18 protein-coding genes and 1 pseudogene are annotated in these 20,717 nt (G+C 45.0%); 8 read left to right on the forward strand and 11 right to left on the reverse strand.

Annotated elements, in window-relative coordinates; all coding sequences use genetic code 11:
- Positions 1–122 precede the first annotated feature (122 nt).
- The 3 genes from pruA to AB8P51_RS02135 form a co-directional block, all read right to left on the reverse strand.
- Entirely contained in the window at positions 123–1,751 is a 1,629-nt protein-coding gene (pruA, locus tag AB8P51_RS02125; protein ID WP_369747121.1) for an L-glutamate gamma-semialdehyde dehydrogenase, read from the reverse strand.
- Between the two features lie 82 nt (positions 1,752–1,833).
- On the reverse strand, positions 1,834–2,220 hold the full coding sequence (gene apaG, locus AB8P51_RS02130; RefSeq protein ID WP_129606892.1) for a Co2+/Mg2+ efflux protein ApaG: 387 nt from the start codon (positions 2,218–2,220) through the stop codon (positions 1,834–1,836).
- 220 nt (positions 2,221–2,440) lie between these two features.
- Positions 2,441–3,685: a DUF5103 domain-containing protein gene (locus tag AB8P51_RS02135; RefSeq protein WP_369747122.1), complete on the reverse strand. Its 1,245-nt coding sequence runs from the start codon at positions 3,683–3,685 to the stop codon at positions 2,441–2,443.
- A 153-nt stretch (positions 3,686–3,838) separates the two neighbouring features.
- Here AB8P51_RS02135 and AB8P51_RS02140 point away from each other — a divergent pair, with 153 nt between their 5' ends.
- The 8 genes from AB8P51_RS02140 (at position 3,839) to AB8P51_RS02175 (ending at position 11,364) form a co-directional block, all read left to right on the forward strand.
- Complete coding sequence (locus tag AB8P51_RS02140) at positions 3,839–5,191, forward strand: Na(+)-translocating NADH-quinone reductase subunit A (RefSeq protein WP_369747123.1); 1,353 nt, start codon at positions 3,839–3,841, stop codon at positions 5,189–5,191.
- Positions 5,192–5,193: 2 nt separating this feature from the next.
- Positions 5,194–6,468 (forward strand): NADH:ubiquinone reductase (Na(+)-transporting) subunit B, encoded by a 1,275-nt coding sequence (locus AB8P51_RS02145; RefSeq protein ID WP_369747124.1) that lies wholly within the window; start codon positions 5,194–5,196, stop codon positions 6,466–6,468.
- Positions 6,469–6,471: 3 nt separating this feature from the next.
- A complete protein-coding gene (locus AB8P51_RS02150; protein WP_369747125.1) occupies positions 6,472–7,215 on the forward strand; it encodes a Na(+)-translocating NADH-quinone reductase subunit C in 744 nt (247 codons plus the stop codon).
- A 1-nt stretch (position 7,216) separates the two neighbouring features.
- A complete protein-coding gene (locus AB8P51_RS02155; RefSeq protein ID WP_369747126.1) occupies positions 7,217–7,864 on the forward strand; it encodes an NADH:ubiquinone reductase (Na(+)-transporting) subunit D in 648 nt (215 codons plus the stop codon).
- A gap of 21 nt (positions 7,865–7,885) precedes the next feature.
- Positions 7,886–8,626, forward strand: a complete 741-nt coding sequence (gene nqrE, locus AB8P51_RS02160) for an NADH:ubiquinone reductase (Na(+)-transporting) subunit E (RefSeq protein ID WP_369747127.1) — start codon at positions 7,886–7,888, stop codon at positions 8,624–8,626.
- 2 nt (positions 8,627–8,628) lie between these two features.
- Entirely contained in the window at positions 8,629–9,936 is a 1,308-nt protein-coding gene (nqrF, locus tag AB8P51_RS02165; protein WP_369747128.1) for an NADH:ubiquinone reductase (Na(+)-transporting) subunit F, read from the forward strand.
- Positions 9,937–10,001: 65 nt separating this feature from the next.
- On the forward strand, positions 10,002–10,358 hold the full coding sequence (locus AB8P51_RS02170; protein ID WP_369747129.1) for a Na(+)-translocating NADH-quinone reductase subunit F: 357 nt from the start codon (positions 10,002–10,004) through the stop codon (positions 10,356–10,358).
- Positions 10,336–11,364, forward strand: coding sequence for an FAD:protein FMN transferase (locus AB8P51_RS02175; RefSeq protein ID WP_369747131.1), 1,029 nt, complete (start codon positions 10,336–10,338; stop codon positions 11,362–11,364). The genes AB8P51_RS02170 and AB8P51_RS02175 overlap by 23 nt, the downstream gene beginning before the upstream one ends.
- Here the strand turns inward: AB8P51_RS02175 and AB8P51_RS02180 are convergent, their stop codons facing one another.
- The 8 genes and pseudogenes from AB8P51_RS02180 to AB8P51_RS02215 form a co-directional block, all read right to left on the reverse strand.
- The gene (locus AB8P51_RS02180) at positions 11,365–12,132 is read right to left on the reverse strand and encodes a class I SAM-dependent methyltransferase (protein ID WP_369747132.1); all 768 of its coding nucleotides are present in this window, start codon (positions 12,130–12,132) and stop codon (positions 11,365–11,367) included. It abuts the gene before it with no gap.
- A 15-nt stretch (positions 12,133–12,147) separates the two neighbouring features.
- A complete protein-coding gene (gene map / locus AB8P51_RS02185; RefSeq protein ID WP_369747133.1) occupies positions 12,148–12,966 on the reverse strand; it encodes a type I methionyl aminopeptidase in 819 nt (272 codons plus the stop codon).
- A 24-nt stretch (positions 12,967–12,990) separates the two neighbouring features.
- A complete protein-coding gene (gene gpmI, locus AB8P51_RS02190; RefSeq protein WP_369747683.1) occupies positions 12,991–14,508 on the reverse strand; it encodes a 2,3-bisphosphoglycerate-independent phosphoglycerate mutase in 1,518 nt (505 codons plus the stop codon).
- Positions 14,509–14,716: 208 nt separating this feature from the next.
- Positions 14,717–14,884 (reverse strand): DUF6747 family protein, encoded by a 168-nt coding sequence (locus tag AB8P51_RS02195; protein ID WP_369747134.1) that lies wholly within the window; start codon positions 14,882–14,884, stop codon positions 14,717–14,719.
- Between the two features lie 120 nt (positions 14,885–15,004).
- A complete protein-coding gene (locus tag AB8P51_RS02200) occupies positions 15,005–15,769 on the reverse strand; it encodes a M48 family metalloprotease (RefSeq protein WP_369747135.1) in 765 nt (254 codons plus the stop codon).
- A gap of 30 nt (positions 15,770–15,799) precedes the next feature.
- Positions 15,800–16,426 (reverse strand): M15 family metallopeptidase, encoded by a 627-nt coding sequence (locus AB8P51_RS02205; RefSeq protein ID WP_369747684.1) that lies wholly within the window; start codon positions 16,424–16,426, stop codon positions 15,800–15,802.
- 279 nt (positions 16,427–16,705) lie between these two features.
- The gene (locus AB8P51_RS02210; protein ID WP_369747136.1) at positions 16,706–17,863 is read right to left on the reverse strand and encodes a gliding motility-associated C-terminal domain-containing protein; all 1,158 of its coding nucleotides are present in this window, start codon (positions 17,861–17,863) and stop codon (positions 16,706–16,708) included.
- Positions 17,864–17,867: 4 nt separating this feature from the next.
- Positions 17,868–20,717 (reverse strand): annotated as a pseudogene (locus AB8P51_RS02215) (hypothetical protein); the annotation flags it as partial.

A 20,717-nucleotide genomic window follows, 5' to 3' on the forward strand; every position in this document is an offset into this window, starting at 1 on the left:
ACCTTAAATTAACGTTAACTTTACATTAAAAGTATTCCAGCTTTATACATATTTCAAATTTTTAAATAAAAAACCCCTAAGAATCAACGCCTTAGGGGTTTAGGTATAAGAGGATTCTGTTTTTATCCCATAAATGGATAACGGTAATCTTCCGGACTAACAAAGGTTTCTTTAATCAGTCTGGGACTAACCCATCTTAGTAAGTTTTGAGCAGAACCTGCCTTGTCGTTGGTTCCTGAGGCCCTGGCTCCACCAAAGGGTTGCTGTCCTACAACAGCTCCTGTAGGTTTATCATTGATGTAGAAGTTTCCGGCGCAATTTTGCAAGGCCTTGGTTGCCTGGTCAATGGCATAACGATCCGTAGCCATCACCGCCCCGGTAAGGGCGTATGGAGATGTTGTATCAACCAGATCCATTGTCTCATTCCAGTCTTCATCCTTGTATACATATACGGTAACTACAGGCCCGAATAATTCTGTTTCCATAGTGACATAATGCGGGTCGGTAGTTAAAATAACTGTAGGTTCTATAAAATAACCCTTCGACTTATCGTATCCGCCACCGGCAAAAATGGATGCTTCCTTATCCTTTTTTGCCCTATCGATATAGGATGCCAGTTTGTCAAATGCCCCTTCGTGAATAACAGCAGTAATAAAGTTCTTCATGTCTTCAGGTGAGCCCGGAGCATTAAAAGAAGCAAGGTCTTTCTTCACTTCTGCAAGAATAGTCTCCGCGGTGGATTCGGGCAGATATACCCTTGAAGCTGCGCTACATTTCTGTCCCTGAAATTCAAAAGCCCCGCGGACGATAGCTGTCGCAACCTGTTTTGGTTTCGCTGTCGGGTGCGCCAGGATAAAGTCTTTCCCTCCGGTTTCACCAACAATTCGGGGATAGGTTTTATAAGTATTAATGTTGTTTCCTATTTGCGTCCATAAACTTTTAAAGACATCAGTAGATCCGGTAAAATGAAGTCCGGAAAAGTCTGGATGAGACAGGATGGTCTCTGTGATCATTACCGGATCTCCGTAGATTACATTGATCACCCCGTCAGGCAAGCCTGCTTCCTTAAAAACATCTACGAGTATTTTTGCTGAGAAGATCTGACTGTCACTGGGTTTCCAGACCACTACATTGCCCATCATCGCCGCACTTGCAGGGAGATTTCCGGCGATGGCCGTAAAATTGAATGGTGTAATGGCATAGACAAATCCTTCCAAAGGACGATATTCTACCCGGTTCCAGATCCCTTCCGCAGAGTCGGGTTGCTCCTGATAGATCTGAGACATATACTCCACATTAAAACGAAGGAAGTCGATAAACTCACAGGCCGCATCAATTTCAGCCTGATGTATCGTCTTCGACTGGGCAATCATTGTTGCGGCATTGATCTTAGCCCTGTAAGGTCCCGCAACTAATTCAGCTGCCTTAAGGAAAATTGCTGCACGTTGCTCCCAGCTAAGGTTGGCCCATCCTTCTCTTGCTTCCAATGCTGTTTCAATAGCCTGAGTTACATGCTTTTTTTCGGCAAGATGGTACACACCTACCTGTTTTTTATGATCATGGGGAGGAGAGAGGGGTTTGGTATTTCCCGTCCTGATTTCTCCGGATCCAATGTAAAGAGGAATGTCTTCGTTTCCGTTGTAATATGTTCTGTATCGCACAAGAACCGCTTCCCTTTCCGGAGTTCCGGGAGCATAGCTTTTTATCGGTTCATTAATAGCTATTGGTACCTGAAAAAATCCTTTACCCATGATTTAGATAGTTTAGTTTAAAATCATGCAAAGGTACTAAAAGAAGGAAGCTTTATAAAATACTTATAGAGGGAAAAATGACTTAATTTAATGCAAATGGAGCACTGAATTTAAATACGGGAACGTAGACCCTGAATTTCTCTGTGGTTGTAAAATTAACCATGTTAAAATAGCCCTTCATTGAGCCGATAGGAGATGATAGCAGACACCCGGAACTATAGGTGTGAGACTGCCCTGGTTTGATTACCGGTTTTTTGCCTATTACACCTTCTCCATCGAGAATTTCCATCTCGTTCAGGGCATCAAAGATCTGCCAATGACGAGAAGTGAGTTGTACAGAGTGTTTACTCTGATTTTCTATACTTATAGTGTATCCAAAAGCGAAATGCGTTTTATAGTTTTTAAAGAAAGTACCTTCAAAACTTGTCGCAACAGAAATTTTTATCCCTTTGGTAACCTGTGTAATCATCTTCACGTCTTCTATAGTTCTTCTGTTTGTTTCTTTAGCGATTGGTTTCCTGAGTTACACCTTTTGTAAGGTGGCAAAAGATATGGTTTTCAATCGACATAGAAATATCCTGTTAATCAGAAATCTTGTACCAGGCAAGATAATAAATATGCCCAATGGCCGGTAGATTTATAAAAAATATTCGGTGTAGCGGTAATTTTCCCTGCTCAACCTGAATATCCTAGTTTGTAATAGTGCTCGAATTTGCGGTACCTATCCCGATGATTCCGTCGTAAAGGTCTCCAAAATCCCTGTAGTATACCAGGATCAGATAACTGTTTTCGGTAAAGTGAAAATTACCGACTACCGCATTGAGATCTACCTGTCCATCTGCTCCTTTTAAAGCATAAGAGTAGTTGTAGAAACCCTGCTTAAGGAGAAGGGTGGCTTCCATATTTCCGGTGGTGTCATTATAGCTCATTTTATTTTCCTCTTCCAGGGCATAATTATTAAACTTCCCATAGATAAAAACCTCGTCAAGGCCAAGGCGTTCTGTATACGGTAGCGTAAAGTGAACTTCCGTGTATTCTGCTTCGCGTGAAACTTCTTCCCCCTGCAGGGTTCTGATGAGAAAGTCGCCATTGATATCAGGGAAATAGGTATACTCCCGATCGTACCTGAAAATATCTGGGAAGAGGTAATGCTGGTACAGATCCTCAAATTCGATCCTCGAAATGGCCGCCGTTGGAGCTCTCAGATCACTGGTATCAAAATTTAGGAATTCGTTCCCCCCTAAAAAGCTCGTCTCCTTATCATATTTATATACCAAAGAATTGCCCAGAACATACTGTGGCCTGATATTCTGTAACATCGAATGCCACTGGTAATTCTGAATAATGGCTACTTTAATCTCTTTTATAGGATTGACCCAGGGAAAGCCTGCTGAATTGATCTCAAATTGAACCGATTGACGCTCGTCAAGAAAATTGAAATCCCGCGATCTTTTGACCACAGCACCTACATTTACCAGGTCCCGATATACGACAAATCGTCTCGAAAACTGTAATTGGTATGAACTGTTATATACCTCAAGTATATAGTTCCCACTTACTTTTAGCTTGACGTTAGCATTTGGAATGGTGAGCTGGTAGTTGGAGTAGGGTTGAAGGGTGTTGTAACTATTTTCGTAATTGATGATACGTTGGTTATCCATCCCGCTCAGGTACTGGGACTTTAAAAGTTGTGACTTTGTCCAGTCATAATTACAATGCACAATAGAATAATAGTAGTCCTGTTCTGTTGCCAGAAGATCGTCGAATTCCAGGAATAACTGATCCCCTAACTGAATCACAGGAAATTGTTCTTCGGTTGCCCCTTTGAAAATAATCGTTTTTATATTTTCAGGAGGATTCACTTCCTCTTGAACCTGGGTAAAACCCTGAACTACAACCAAGCAGAAAATAAATTGTTTAAGATTTAGGCGCATTATCAGGCTAAATTTGAACCAAAGGTAAACAAAAACCATGCCCACGAAAGTCACATCGGTGTAATGCCCAAATTTATAGGCAATAATTATGAAAACTTTCTTTTAAGTGGTATTTTTGGGCAAATTTTTATAACCATAAAAGGGTTCTGTTTCATGTCAAAAGACATTCGAATTAAAAAGGGGTTAAATATCAACCTGGTAGGTGCCGCGGAACCTACGACTTCCAAAGCCGCACTGAGTAATGTATACGCCATAAACCTTTCTGACTTTCACGGCATGACGCCAAAAATGATAGTAAAAGAAGGTGCAGAAGTGAAAGCCGGCGAACCCCTGTTTTACAATAAGAAAGTTGAATCCATGAAATTCGTCTCCCCTGTCAGTGGAGAGCTTATTGAAATTGAACGCGGGGCAAGAAGAAGAATCCTGAGATTAAAAATACTTGCTGATAAAGAACAGGAAAGTATAACCCATAAAACACCTGAGCTGCATACAGTTTCAGGAGCCGAATTAAAAAGCTTTTTGTTGCAATCAGGATGCTGGCCTTTTATCAAGCAAAGACCATATGATCTGATTGCAGATCCTGAAACGACACCAAAGGCGGTTTTCATCTCCGGCTTCAACACCGGTCCCCTGGCTGCGGATATGGAATATGTACTTGCTGGACGGGAAAAAGAAATTCAGGCGGCACTTACGGCCCTCGGGAAACTAACACCCGGGTCGGTTCATGTTTCCGTAAAAGCTTCCGGTAATTCTATTTTCGCTGCTATGGATGGAATAGAATTGCATAAGGTATCTGGTCCACATCCGGCAGGACTGGTGGGGACTCAGATCAATAAAATAGATCCGATAAACAAAGGGGAACGAGTCTGGACTGTAGGTGCAGCAGACCTGGTCATCATCGGTGAGGCCCTGCTCACAGGGAAGTTTAATGCCGAACGCCTGATTGCCCTGGCAGGATCGTCGATAAAGAAGCCACAGTATTATAAAACCAGAATAGGAGCGGAGGTAGCTACTTTCCTTTATGCAAGCGGAGTCAACGATAAGAATTTCAGAGTTATTAACGGAGATGTTCTCACGGGATCTAAAACCCGGCAGGACGGTCATCTTGGTTTTTACAATTCGACGGTATCAGCCATCCCTGAGGGCGATGATTATGAATTGTTTGGATGGAATAAACCTGTGTTTGACAAAATTTCAACTACCAGAGCACTGACATTCTCCTGGTTGCAGCCAAAGAAAAAATACGACCTTGATACCAATACCAACGGAGAGCACAGGGCTTTTGTGGTAACTGGGCAATACGAAGAGGTATTTCCTATGGATATCTACCCTCTGCAGCTTTTAAAAGCCTGTATGGTTAAAGACCTGGATGAAATGGAGCAACTGGGCTTGTACGAAGTGATCCCGGAAGACTTTTCCCTGACTGAATTTATTTGTATTTCAAAACAACCACACCAGCAGATCATTAGAGAAGGATTGGACTTATTACATAAAGAAATTGGATAAGAATGAGAGACAAGAGACTGACGTTTAAAAAGAGATTGCACATCCTGAAACATCATTTCCGGGATAAAAAGATGGCACCGGCTTTTAACGCCTTCCACACCTTTTTATTTACCCCGGATGAAACTACACATTCCGGTGGGCATATCAGGGCGGCGGATGATTTGAAACGAACCATGAATACTGTGATCATGGCATTGATTCCGGTTCTGTTATTTTCCATGTTCAATGCAGGTTACCAGCATTATTCAGCTGTCAATGGATTTCCGGAAAACTTTTCAGTTTGGAACGACTTTATCACCTGGGATAACTTCTGGATCGGAATTATTAAGGTTTTACCCCTTGTAGTAGTCTCCTACGGGGTAGGACTATTGGTTGAATTTATTTTTGCTGTGATAAAAGGTCATGAGGTGGAAGAAGGATATCTGGTGACAGGTATGCTTGTGCCGCTCATTGTCCCTATCGACACTCCACTATGGATGCTGGCGGTTGCCGTAGTATTTGGTGTGGTTATTGGAAAAGAGGTTTTTGGTGGTACAGGGATGAATATCCTCAATCCGGCCTTAACCATTCGTGCCTTCCTTTTCTTTGCCTATCCTACCTGGATGAGTGGAGACAAGGTATGGGTCTATGAGGGAATGGAAAGGGCAGGAACGCCCGATGCGATTTCCGGAGAAACTATTTTAGGGTATCTGGCCCAGAATGGAGGAGACCAGTTTTCCTACACGGTTTCTGATATGTTCTTTGGTTTTATTCCGGGTTCAGTAGGTGAAACTTCTGCCTTCCTCATCTTACTGGGAGGACTATTTCTGATCTTTAGTAAGATCGCTAGTTGGAGGATCATGGTAAGTGCTGTGGCAGGTGCCCTGGCAATGGGTCTTATTTTCAATGGCGTAGTTGATGCGGGCTGGATCACGGAAACAAGTAAATTCTACGGACTGATGAGTTTTGATTTCTGGAAACATCTGATTGTGGGCGGATTAGCTTTCGGGATTGTGTACATGGCTACCGACCCGGTAACTGGTTCACAGACAAACAGGGGTAAATGGATTTACGGTTTTCTGATCGGATTTATTTCGGTTATGATCCGCGTATTTAATCCGGCTTACCCTGAAGGTGTATTCCTTGCCATTTTATTGATGAACGTATTTGCACCAACCATAGATCATTACGTGGTTCGAGGCAATGTCAGAAGGAGATTAAAACGATTTAAGAATGCAGTGATCCTGCCAAAGGATACAGAAGAAAAAGAGGCTGCACTTAAAGTTGAAACCATATAGCTCATGAATAAGGAAAATAATTTATACACTGTACTTTTTGCCTGTGCAATGGTTATTGTAGTGGGTACTATTCTGGCTTATCTGGCCTCTGCCCTTAGTGGGAAGATAAAAGAGAATGAGCGCTTCGAAAAGCAACAGAATATACTTTACGCAATGGGCGTCAATGAAAATGAAGATGAAGGCAGCGTAAATTTTGTACCGGCAGATGTGGTAGAACAGGAGTTCAAGACTTATATCACCAAACAATTAGTAATTGAAGGGGATAAGATCACGGAAAACGATGAGGCATATTTGATCGATCTCAAAAAAGAACTGGATAAATTAAAGAATGGAGCAACTCCTCAGTTGCCTGTTTATGTTGGAGATAAAGACGGAGAAACCTTCTACATCGTTCCGATGTACGGCAAAGGACTGTGGGATGCGATCTGGGGATTTATGGCTCTGGATAAAAATATGGTCGTACAAGGCGTGTATTTTGATCATAAGGCTGAAACTCCCGGTCTGGGTGCCAATATCAAGCAGCGTTATTTCATGGACGATTTTACAGGAGAAAGTATCCTGAACGGCTCAAATTATGCAGGCATTAAGGTGATTAAAGGGAATAATGATCCTGTGAATAATATTAAAGACGACAATGAGGTAGATGCTCTTGCAGGAGCGACTATAACCGGGAATGGAGTTTCCGCGATGATCTCTAAGACAGTGACACTATACAAGGACTATTTTGAATCAATAAGAACTCAATAAGATGGCAATACTTTCCAAAAAAGATTCCAAACTAATATTAGATCCTCTGGCGGATAATAATCCTATTACTATTCAGGTACTTGGTATCTGTTCTGCCCTGGCGATCACAGCGGAACTCAAAGCGTCCATTGTTATGGCCCTGTCGGTTGTATTTGTAATGGGCCTTGGGAACGTGGTCATCTCTCTGTTGCGGAATGTGATTCCATCCAAAATCAGGATTATCGTGCAATTGGTCGTTGTTGCCGCTTTGGTGATTGTCGTGGATCAGGTGCTGAAAGCTTATGCCTATACGTTAAGTAAAACCCTGGCGGTGTTTGTCGGACTTATCATTACCAATTGTATCATCATGGGTAGGTTTGAAGCCTTTGCTCTTGGAAACGGAGTAAAGAGATCCTTCCTTGACGGGATAGGGAATGCTGCCGGCTACGGTATCATTTTAATTATCGTTGGTTTTTTCAGGGAACTACTGGGTTCAGGTACCTTACTCGGATACGCCGTTTTGGGTAACCCAATTGAAAAGACCGGCCTTTATGCAATTGGATACGAAAACAACGGTTTTATGCTATTGTCCCCTATGGCCCTTATCGTAGTGGGAATTTTAATTTGGGTACAACGATCGCGTAACCCGGCCTTGATAGAAGAAAATTAAACCAGCTTTTAAACACGAAATATGTTAGAGCATACAGAATTATTTTTTAAGTCGATTTTTATTGACAACATGGTATTCGCAACCTTCCTCGGGATGTGTTCCTATCTGGCCGTATCCAAAAAGGTGACTACGGCAGTAGGTCTTGGTGCCGCCGTAATTTTTGTCCTTGCCGTTACAGTTCCTTTGAACTGGCTCCTGGATCAATATTTACTCAGAGATGGTGCCCTTGCCTGGTTAGGACCTGAATATGCAGATTACAACCTGAGCTTTCTCTCCTTTATACTCTTTATTGCTACCATAGCTACTATGGTTCAATTGGTGGAAATTGTCGTGGAAAAATTTTCTCCGGCACTTTATAATTCCCTTGGAATATTTTTGCCACTTATTGCAGTGAACTGTGCAATTCTTGGGGGGTCATTATTTATGCAGGCCAGGGAAATCTCCTCTCTCGGTCTGGCCTTTAACTACGGACTTAGTTCTGGGATCGGTTGGTTTTTAGCCATCCTCGCTATTGCCGCTATCCGTGAAAAAATCAGATACTCCAATGTACCACCACCCTTAAGAGGCCTGGGGATTACTTTTATAATTACAGGCCTTATGGCGATTGGTTTTATGAGTTTTGGAGGGATGCTAACCGGGGGCGATGAGGTTCCTGTTGCGGCTGAAGATACTACTGCACAGCAGGAGGAAAAGGAAAAGAAAAAATTGGAAGAGGAAACGGCTCAGAATACCGTTACCTATAACGCTATAGAAAAAGAATAAGCATGATTTTAGCTACAAGTACTTTAGGTACCATATTGATCACGGTAATAGCCTTCCTGGTGCTGTTATTACTTTTGGTTGCCCTTTTACTTTTTACTAAAGAAAAATTATCCCCATCAGGTCCTGTTACCATTACTATTAATGGGGAAAAACAAGTTGAAGTGGCATCGGGGAATTCACTTTTGTCCACCCTGGGGAATCAGAAAATTTTCCTTCCCTCGGCCTGTGGCGGAGGTGGAACCTGTATCCAATGTGAATGTCACGTTTTGTCGGGAGGAGGAGAAGCCCTGCCTACGGAAACGCCTCATTTTTCAAAGAGAGAACTCAATGAAGGAGCAAGACTCGCCTGCCAGGTGAAGGTAAAGCAGGATATGAATATTACCATTCCTGAAGAGGTTTTTGGGATAAAGAAATGGGAAGGAACGGTCGTTCGAAATTACAACGTGGCTTCCTTCATCAAGGAATTCGTAGTGGAAATTCCGGAGGATATGAATTACAAGGCTGGGGGATATATCCAGATTGAAATACCTCCCTGCGAGATTAAGTATTCCGATATCGATATTACCGCACATCCCGAAGAGCATGAAACACCTGATAAATTTCAGACTGAATGGGATAAATTCAATCTCTGGCCTTTGGTGATGAAGAATACAGAAGTGGTAGAACGGGCCTATTCCATGGCATCCTATCCAGCTGAGGGAAGGGAGATCATGTTGAATGTCCGGATTGCAACCCCACCCTGGGATCGGGCCAAGAATGGCTGGATGGATGTAAATCCCGGAGTAGCTTCATCTTATATCTTTGCTCAGAAAGAAGGTGATAAGGTTACGATTTCCGGACCTTACGGGGAGTTCTTTATCAATGAATCCGACGCAGAAATGCTTTACGTTGGAGGAGGAGCAGGGATGGCGCCAATGCGATCGCATTTATATCACCTTTTCAAAACGCTTAAAACCAATAGGAAAGTAACCTATTGGTACGGGGGACGCTCTAAAAGAGAACTGTTCTACATAGACCATTTTAAAAGACTGGAAGAAGAATTTCCAAACTTCAAATTCTATATGGCTCTATCCGAGCCTCTGGAAGAAGATAACTGGAAGGTAAAAGAAGACCTGGATGCTCCCGGTGATGGCTTTGTCGGTTTTATTCACAATTGTGTGATCGATAATTACCTGAGCAAGCACGAAACCCCGGAAGATATTGAACTGTATTTTTGTGGTCCTCCACTGATGAACAAGGCAGTTCAAAAAATGGGAGAGGATTTTGGAATACCTGATGAAAATATCAGATTCGACGACTTCGGAGGATAAGGTATTATTCAATGTTTACAACAAAACCGATATCCCACGATATCGGTTTTTTTATCCTGTACAAGATGAAAGAACTTACGGAACAAGAACTGCATAACCTCGCCATGAACATAGTGGGGAAGGAACTGGAGGCCGAGGGTTTTGAATTTATGGGGATTAACAGCAAACTCCGGAAAAACCCGCAATTTGTGTGCCTGAAGGATAAAGAATTGCATTTTATTGTGGTGCGTAATATACCTTATCCGGAAAACCCTTCTGAATACGATACAGATCTCATGGCTACAGTAAAAGAACACGCCCTGAAATTTGAAGCACGTACCTATTATGCAGGTGTTGGTATTTCCAATGCGGCCAACAGGAATCATCCGGTTTTGCTGAATCAAGAATACATGGTACACTATGAAGGTCTCATTGAAATATAATTCCCTTCTGTTTCTCCTTCTCGGGATAGCCCTTACCCTGATCGGCTGCGGTAAGGAGGAAAGATGGATTAAAAACACCGAATTAGGAGAGGCTTTGGGAACTACCTACTCCATTATTTATATATCAAAAGACACTCTGAATCTCCAGGGACAGATCGATTCGGTTTTTCGGGAGGTGAATCAGTCCATGTCGACCTATATTCGCGATTCTGATATTTCAAGGATCAACAGAGGAGATTCCACTGTGGTCGTGGATGAGATGTTCAGGGAAGTCCTGGCCTTATCTCGTGAAGTGTACCATACCACAAACGGGTATTTTGATCCAACGGTAGGTATCCTGGTCAATGCATGGGGATTCGGGCCGGGGCAGGCAATGAAAATGGACAGCGCCGAAGTAAACAGGCTTAAGATGTTTGTAGGCTTAGATAAGATTGAACTTACCGGAGACAATCAAATCAGGAAAAAATATCCGGAGATGCAACTCGACTTTAATGCGATTGCAAAGGGATATGCTATAGACAGGTTAGCGGTGATGCTGGATCAAAACCAGATTGAAAATTATCTCGTTGAAGTAGGGGGGGAGATCGTTTCAAAAGGTATTAACCAGCTTAAAGCGCAACCATGGGTGGTTGGCATAGATGATCCTCAGGTGGAACAGGGACGCCGACTAAAGATTACGCTCAACCTAAGGGATGAAGCCCTGGCTTCATCAGGTAATTACCGGAAGTTCAGGGTAGATTCCCTAACAGGGGAGAAATTCGTTCATACGATCGATCCTAAAACCGGATTTACAAGAAATTCAAACGTCCTCGCAGCCAGCGTGATCGCTTCCAATTGTGCTCTTGCCGATGCCTATGCAACGGCATTTATGACAATGGAACTCGACAGTTCTATGGTATATCTTGAAGGAAAGAAGGAACTTGAGGCCTATCTTATTTATATCGACCCACAAGGAGAAGTACAAGAATATTTTACCCCCGGATTTCTGGAACGCGTGAGGAAGTGATCAGGGTTTATGTACCAGGGGTACGACTTCATTGTTCGCAAGGCGGAATCGCTCCACCTCCTCGTTTGACATCTGAGAGGCGTATGGCACAGCTTCTACCTTGAATCCTGCCTCTGTAAGTTTTTGAAAATAATCCCGGCCGTAGATTCTCACATGGTCGTACTGGCCAAAAATCTCGGCTCTTTTTTTCTTATCGGTAATACTGTCATCTTCAAAAGTAACTTCCCGATCGAGGTCCTGCGGAATTTGAAAAATTCCCCATCCTCCCTTCTTCATTACGCGGAAGAGCTCTGACATGGCCTTTTTGTCATCAGGGATATGTTCAAGGACATGATTACAGAGGATGATATCAAAACTATTATCTTCAAAGGGAAGCTCACAAATGTCTGCTTTTACATCCGCCAGGGGAGAATTGAGATCTGTAGTTGTGTAATTTAGGTTCTGAAGCTTACGAAATCTCTGATAGAATGCCTGTTCAGGGGCAAAATGCAGCACCTTGTAGGCTTTGCTGAAGAAATCCGTTTCTCTACTCAGGTAAAGCCATAGTAGTCGGTGTCTTTCCAGGGAAAGCGTAGACGGAGAGAGGACATTCTCACGTGGCTTTTCATAGCCGTAGGGAAGAAATTTCCGGAAACTTTTCCCGTCAATAGGATCAGTAAAACGGTTTCCCTTAAGCGCAAATGCCAGCAAGGGCCTGACCCAGTAACTCATTCTGATCAGAAGAGGGCGGGGAAATAGTTTTAATATGTATTTAAAGACTTTTTTCACCCTTTTCCAATAGCATTAGAGCTGCAGTTTAGTGGCACGATAAGCATCTTCTTCATCATTGACGATTCCGAGGGCATCGTAGATGTATTGGAAGGTGGAAAGGAGTTCGGGTTTACCGTTTACAAGGGCAACGTCATGCTCAAAATGAGCACTTGGTTTTCCATCGGCGGTCAAAATGGTCCAGCCATCCCGGAGTTGTTTTATCCTTCGTGTTCCCATATTGACCATAGGCTCGATAGCAACGACCATTCCTTCAACAAATTTTTTCCCTCTTCCCCGTTTACCGTAATTAGGCATTTCTGGTGATTCGTGTAAATCCCTGCCCAGGCCATGGCCTACTAATTCTCTTACAATTCCATAGCCTTCGGCTTCACAATGCTGCTGGATGGCATAGGCCACATCACCAACCCGGTTTCCTATTCTGAATTGTTCAATTCCCTTGTAGAGCGATTCCTTGGATATCCTAAGTAATTTTTTTGTTGCCTCATCTACAGAACCCACTTCGAAAGTGTAGGCATGGTCTCCATAAAATCCGTTTTTCAAAGCGCCACAATCAACGGATAGAATATCCCCGTCTTTTAGCGCTTCTTTATTGGGAATTCCATGTACTACCTGGGCATTCGGACTTAGATTGAGTGTATTTGGGAAATCGTACATCCCCAGAAAACCAGGTTCGGCACCGTGGTCCCGAATAAATTCTTCTGCCCGTTTATCGAGGTCTAGACCGGTTACACCCGGTTTGATTTCCTTGGCCAGCATGCCAAGTGTTCTGGAGACAATTAAGGCGCTCTCACGCATTAATTCAATTTCTTCTGCCGTCTTTACTTGAATCATAAGCTTCTGGGGTCACAAAATGCGTTATAGTAGTGAATTCTGAGTCATCGTCTCGGGTTTTGCAATACCCATCATATGTAGAATTGTAGGTGCAATATCACCAAGAACGCCGTCTTTTACTTCTTTTATGTCTTTGTCTACTACGATTAGCGGTACCGGGTTTGTGGTGTGTGCAGTATTAGGACTACCATCCGGATTGATCATCGTATCGCAATTTCCGTGATCCGCAATAATGAGTGAGCTATATCCGTGTTTTAGTCCCTTTTTTACTACCGCTTCGGCACAACTATCTACTGTTTCCACCGCTTTGATTGCAGCTTCCATAATACCGGTATGTCCTACCATATCGGGGTTTGCAAAATTCAGACATACAAAGTCGGCTTCTCCCTTTTCTAATTCAGGAAGAATAGCATCCCTGATTTCATAAGCACTCATCTCGGGCTTAAGATCGTAGGTAGCTACTTTCGGCGAAGGGCACATAATGCGTTTTTCACCTTCAAATGGGACTTCCCGTCCACCATTAAAGAAAAAGGTAACATGGGGGTACTTTTCGGTCTCTGCTATGCGGATTTGTTTTTTTCCAGCCTTGGAGAGCACTTCGCCCAGGGTGTCCTGGAGATTCTCTTTCCCATAAACTACTTTGATGCCTTTAAAAGAATCATCGTAATTAGTAAGGGTAACATAATACAGATTCAGGGTCTTCATCTGATGGTCTGGGTGATCTTTTTGTGATAGGACTTCAGTAAGCTCTCGCCCTCGATCGGTCCGGAAATTAAAAAATATCACAACATCATTTTCTTTAATGGTTGTGAGCGCCTGGCCACCCTTGCCTGTAACCACAATGGGTTTGAGGAATTCGTCTGTAAGGCCATCGTCGTAGCTTTTTTGAATTGCAAGCGAAGGATCGGCAGTTTTTTCGCCTTTCCCATGTACCATCAGATCGTAAGCCAGTTTTATGCGTTCCCAGCGCTTATCACGGTCCATGGCATAGTAACGCCCGATCACAGTGGCCAGTTGAGTATTTTTTTCTTTGCAATAATCCCGCAGGTCCTGTATAAATCCTTTTCCACTTCTGGGATCTACATCACGTCCGTCAGTAAAGGCATGGATATAAACGTTTTTCAAATCATGGCCTTCTGCTGCGTCGATTAGGCCTTTTAAGTGATCCGTGTGGCTATGAACCCCACCATCGCTGACAAGTCCAAGGAAATGGACACATTTTCCGTTCTTTTTGGCATAATCAAAAGCTTCTCTGATTACAGGTTCATCCTTCATACGGTCTTCTTTCACCGCCTTGTTGATCTTGGCCAGGTCCTGATAGACAATTCGACCAGCTCCTAGATTCATGTGCCCAACTTCACTGTTTCCCATTTGTCCGTCGGGCAATCCAACATTCATTCCATCCGTCAATAGATTACTATTGGGATATTTTTTGTAGAGGGAACTGACAAATGGGGTATTGGCCTGATCCACTGCCGAAACTTTGGGATCAGGGGATTTACCCCAGCCGTCCAGGATCATTAGGATAACCTTTTTTTGCATTTTCATGGAGATACTTCAATTATGTGGCAAAAATAGCATGATTTAGCGGGGATTACCACATTTACGCGTCCTTTTTCCTTGAAGCTCTTGCATTTGAGGTTTTAACAATGCATCTTATCACAACTGAGCAATAAAAAAAGAAACCCCCGAAAGAATACGGAGGTTTCCCATAGAAAATAATAATACCCTAGTGTTCTCGAAAAAGGGTTTAGAATTCAAAGCCTGTAAAAGCTCTGTATAAGAATGCATAAACTGCCATCAGCAGCATTAATGCGCAAAATGCCGAATACACCTTTAAAAGTAAGACCACATATTCTGGTTTACAGTCATCAAAGGCTTGCTGGTATAAGTTTTTAAAGTGTATTAGTGTTCCCATATAGTTTTAGTGTTCTTAAAGTTATAAGGGGTTAAATCGGGGGCAAATTATGACTTGGGAGAAATCCAAAGATAGAAAAAAAAGGACAGGAACCTAATTTTGGCCGATTAATTACCTCAATTATCCGCCTTCGTATTTTCTGATCGATTCTTTAATCTTTGCGATGCGATTGTCGGGATCTGGATGGGTACTCTGAAATTCCGGTGCCCGGTTAGGTCCGGCAGCTCCTTTTAAAATTTCCATTACCCTGATCATTTCTTCGGGCTCATATCCGGATCGTATCATAAAAAGTACGCCCAGATCATCACTTTCCAATTCGTCTCCCCGGCCATTCTTAAGCAGTGTATTCTGTCCGATACTTCCAACGATATTTCCTGCATCGGCACCTACCTGGGCTCCCATGCTTACCGTTTTCCAGAAATTACTTTCCGCTATGCGTTCTGCTGAATGCCTGCCGATAACATGACCTATTTCATGTCCAAGGACCCCGGCTAACTGGGCTTCATTAAGTTGAGAAAAGAGGGCATAGGTAATAAAGATCTGCCCGCCCGGCAGGGCAAAGGCATTGATAGTTTTATTGTCGGCAAGGAGGTGGAATTCGTATTCGTAAGGGGTTTCCCTGGCGATGCTATTTCGCACGAGCTTATCGCCAACCGCATCTACATAGGCCTGCATGCGGTCGTCTCCGTATAGTCCGCCGTATTGCTGAGCTATCTGAGGGGTGCTTTGCAAGCCAATAGCAATTTCCTGTTCGGCAGTCATGTTGATGTTCTGAACCCTGCCTGTATAAGGATTTTTCTCTTTGTTACTACAGCGTTGAACCATTGCAAAGGCAACGATGGCCAGGCCGATGAATATTCTTAATTTCCAGTTTGCCCTTCTCATGTTCTGTAATTAAGCCATCCTTTTATCTCATTATAAGAGTGTCGGGTTGATGTCGAGAATATTGTCCCGGATATAGGTTTTGATAAACCCGGTGGTCAGGAATTCATTTCCTATAAATTCCTCTTCAATGAGAAGTTGAAGGATGTTCTTCTTTCGAAAGACCTCTAACATGGGAACGGAAAGAGGCGCATAGCTGTAGTGCCAGGGTTCATATTTAAAACCTCTGCGTTTGGGTTCTTTAGTGTAAACGAGGTAAAAACCATATTCACTTGCGTGTTCGTCCATCCAGAGTTTAAGATCTTCAAAAGGTCCTCCCTCTTCAAATTTCGAAGGGACAAGAACATCGCCTTCGGTGGGTTTACTTCTGTCGATGATATCGATATCCGTACCCCAGTGGTGCCTGCTGGTACCCGGGATGGTGGAGTATTCTATGATCTTATCGATGGCCTGCAAAGGCTCCATCCCTTCATCTTCGGAAAACTGCAAATACTTCCGTTCGTAAATTGCGAGTTGCCTGTCAAAACTCCTGAAGCTTGATACAATTTCTATGTCAATGCCATCCTGATAGGCCGCTTTTTTCATGGCGAGGAAAGCATCGTGGGCTTCTTTTCGAAGATTAATGCCTTCGCCGAACAATTCAATATCTGCTTTCCCCATCAACTCTTCTATGGAGTATTTTTCATCCTGTGCAAAGGTTTGGTGATAAGCGGAAAACAACAAGCAGATACTGATGATGAAGCGTATATTAGAAGTGAGTTTTTTCATAAATTTAAAATCAAAAACAATTTGAAAGAGCTTAATCTACTCCTTTATTATTATTCCCTAAATTAAAACAAATTCGACAGTTTTCAGCTGATATCACTCTTGAAAAATTCCTGAGCGACTCATCTGTCGTACTATTTCGTTATCAACTAAAGGTCCTTGATGGCCAATTTTTTAGTTTGATATATATAAATAGCCCTGGTGTTTCTGGCGAAGGTCGTGCATGGTGATGATGTAAAAGTAGATGCCTGATGCCAGGCCTGTTCCCCTTTTAACCACACTTTCGCGATTCGACTGCCCGTCAAAATCATTTTGATAATTGGCTTGTGAATAGACCAGCACCCCGTATCTGTTAAAGATTTCCAGTACGTTGTTGGGCGAATTTTCAATTCCGTCGAGTATCAGTATATCATTGGCGCCGTCTCCATTGGGGGTCATGAAATAATTATCGAGATCAATTGTAGCGTAGGTTTCGAGACGGTCATCATTTCCGCCAATGGTAAGGATCTCATAGTCGCTGGGGACAAATACTTCAGAGGTCACAGAACCGTATGCCATACCCCCTTCAACCTCTGAGTTACCTAGGTTAACCCATTGGTTTTCAGTTTTGCTCCAGCCCACCACTTTTAGGTCGCTAAGGTACTCTCCCAGGCTACGAACATCGCTGTACATATCCCAGGTCAGGGTCACTTTGGAAGGGACGTCGCTTTCCAGACGCCAGAATTCGGTGTCACTTATGGAAATAAACTCAGTTGCTTTATTCGTAGTATTAAAATCCGCGTTAAGCGTTTTGGAATTATTTGGGTCTTCAAAGAAATAAGCACATTTTGCCATGGCGTTGATAGCCACAGATTCTATCATCAGGGGTCTCAACCGATCTTCATTCCCCACCGGGAAAACAAAAGACGCTTTGTTGGTCATGGCCCCATATCCGTCAATTTTGGATACGCTGCTCTCCCCGATATAGAAGGCATCATCCAGGAAGTTGGAATATATAGCTGTACCCGATTTTGAGGTTTTTATATCTCCTGTAATTAGGTTTACATTGTTGAGTACGTTAACCGTGGTCTCCAGCACCAAACCGCCACCTACATCCACTTCAGTATCAAATAGATTGGGCATATAGGCTCCGGAAATTGTTAAAGCGTCCTGATCGCTGTAAAAACCAACGAGGCCGGTGTTCTGATCAAAAGTACCATCGTTTACAAGATCCATATGGAAGCCAACATTGGTGTCGCCGTGAATTTGTATGCTACCGAAATTATGTACCGCTTCCTGGCCCTGTATCAGGGCAGTAAAGAGTAAGAAAGAAAGAAGATAGTAGTATCTCATCTTTTTATTTCAGTTTATTGATCATAAAACTGGATTCACCACTTCCGCTAAAATGGACAGCACCACTATTGGCTTCCCTGAATGTAACAATGGTAACTACATCATTCGCGTTGAGTTGCAGGATTTCACTAATGTGGATACTTGAATGATTGTGATTGCTTGCCCACCTTATATATCCTGAAGCTCCTATTGCACCAACGACCGTTCCATTAACGGCTATTCTGGCATTTACATTCGTCCTTTGTTTACTGTTGCCACTAATATTTATGCCTTCTAAAGACAAATTGGCCCTTATGTCGTAACGTCCTGTTTCCTTTACAATCATCAGATTCCCAATTACTTCGTAAAAGGTATTTCCTCCATCCTTATAATCTTGATTTCCGAAAATAGGAGCTATAGTATTATTGTTGTTAAGATTGGTACTCGTATCAGTATTCGTCCATCTTCCACCAAGATTTATTTTTAGAAAGGAACCTCCATCTGATCCAACGGTTATGCTGTTATTACTATCCGTGGATATCACATTGGCAGTCTGAATTGTAGTATCCTCATTTGTGTAAGAAATAATACCTGATGTTGTGTTCTGACTTAAATTAGTTACGGTATCTGGTCCTTGCGGTCCTTGCGGTCCTTGCGGTCCTTGTGGTCCTTGTGGTCCTGCGGGTCCGATTGGTCCCTGAGGTCCTTGCGCTCCATCTGCTCCGTCGGCACCTGCTGGCCCAGGGTCTCCTTGTATTCCTTGTGGTCCTTGTGGCCCTGGATCTCCTTGTGGTCCCTGAGCACCGTCAGCACCATCAGCTCCGTCTAATCCTGCTGGTCCCTGAGGTCCTTGTGCACCATCAGCGCCATCAGCTCCGTCAGCTCCTGCGGGTCCCATTGGTCCAGCTGGCCCTTGCGGCCCGGGATCTCCTTGAGGTCCTTGAGCACCGTCTACGCCGTCTGCACCGTCTGCTCCTGCAGGTCCGATTGGTCCCTGAGGTCCTTGTGCTCCATCAGCACCATCTGCTCCGTCGGCACCTGCTGGCCCTTGTGGTCCTGGATCTCCTTGTGGTCCCTGAGCACCGTCAGCACCATCAGCTCCGTCTGCCCCTGCAGGTCCGACTGGTCCCTGAGGACCGGGGTCTCCCTGTATTCCTTGTGGCCCTGGATCTCCTTGTGGTCCCTGAGCACCGTCAGCACCATCAGCTCCGTCTGCCCCTGCAGGTCCGATTGGTCCCTGAGGTCCTGGATCACCTTGTAATCCTTGTGGCCCCGGGTCACCTTGCGGTCCCTGAGCACCGTCAGCACCTGCGGGTCCCATTGGTCCGACTGGTCCCTGAGGTCCGGGATCACCTTGTATTCCTTGTGGCCCTTGTGGTCCGGGATCACCTTGCGGTCCCTGTGCACCGTCAGCACCATCAGCACCATCTGCGCCGTCTGCTCCTGCGGGTCCAACTGGTCCCTGAGGTCCCTGAGCGCCATCAGCTCCGTCTGCTCCTGCGGGTCCGACTGGTCCTTGAGGTCCAGGATCTCCCTGAGGTCCCTGTGCGCCATCAGCGCCGTCTGCCCCTGCGGGTCCCATTGGTCCATCAGCTCCGTCTGCTCCTGCGGGTCCGACTGGTCCCTGAGGTCCTTGTGCTCCATCAGCACCATCTGCTCCGTCTGCTCCTGCGGGTCCGACTGGTCCTTGAGGTCCAGGATCTCCCTGAGGTCCCTGTGCGCCATCAGCGCCGTCTGCCCCTGCGGGTCCCATTGGTCCATCAGCTCCGTCTGCTCCTGCGGGTCCGACTGGTCCCTGAGGTCCTTGTGCTCCATCAGCACCATCTGCTCCGTCTGCTCCTGCGGGTCCGACTGGTCCTTGAGGTCCAGGATCTCCCTGAGGTCCCTGTGCGCCATCAGCGCCGTCTGCCCCTGCGGGTCCCATTGGTCCATCAGCTCCGTCTGCTCCTGCGGGTCCGACTGGTCCCTGAGGTCCTTGTGCTCCATCAGCACCATCTGCTCCGTCGGCACCTGCTGGCCCTTGTGGCCCTGGGTCACCTTGTATTCCTTGCGGTCCCTGTGCACCATCTACACCATCTGCTCCTGCGGGTCCGACTGGTCCCTGAGGTCCGGGATCACCTTGTATTCCTTGCGGTCCTTGTGGCCCGGGATCTCCTTGCGGTCCCTGAGCACCGTCAGCACCATCAGCGCCGTCAGCTCCTGCGGGTCCGACTGGTCCCTGAGGTCCCTGAGCACCGTCTGCACCATCTGCACCATCTGCACCATCAGCGCCATCAGCGCCGTCTGCCCCTGCAGGTCCTTGTGGTCCTTGCGGTCCTGGATTTCCTTGAGGTCCTTGTGCTCCATCGACACCATCAGCGCCATCAGCGCCATCTGCTCCTGCGGGTCCCTGCGGTCCGGGATCTCCTTGCGGTCCTTGAGCACCATCAGCACCATCAGCGCCATCTGCTCCATCCGCTCCTGCAGGTCCTGCTGGCCCTTGTATTCCTTGCGGTCCTTGCGGTCCGGGATCTCCTTGTGGTCCTTGTGCGCCATCAGCACCATCAGCTCCGTCAGCCCCTGCGGGTCCTATTGGTCCGGTTGGTCCTTGCGGTCCGGGATCACCTTGTAATCCTTGTGGTCCTTGCGGCCCTGGATCACCTTGAGGTCCCTGAGCACCGTCAACACCATCAGCGCCGTCTGCTCCTGCAGGTCCAACTGGTCCCTGAGGTCCTTGTGCACCATCAGCACCATCAGCTCCTGCGGGTCCCATAGGTCCGATTGGTCCCTGAGGTCCGGGATCACCTTGTATTCCTTGCGGTCCTTGTGGCCCGGGATCTCCTTGCGGTCCCTGAGCACCGTCAGCACCATCAGCGCCGTCAGCTCCTGCGGGTCC

It is taken from the genome of Muriicola sp. SD30, from assembly GCF_041205185.1.
GTDB lineage: Bacteria > Bacteroidota > Bacteroidia > Flavobacteriales > Flavobacteriaceae > Muriicola.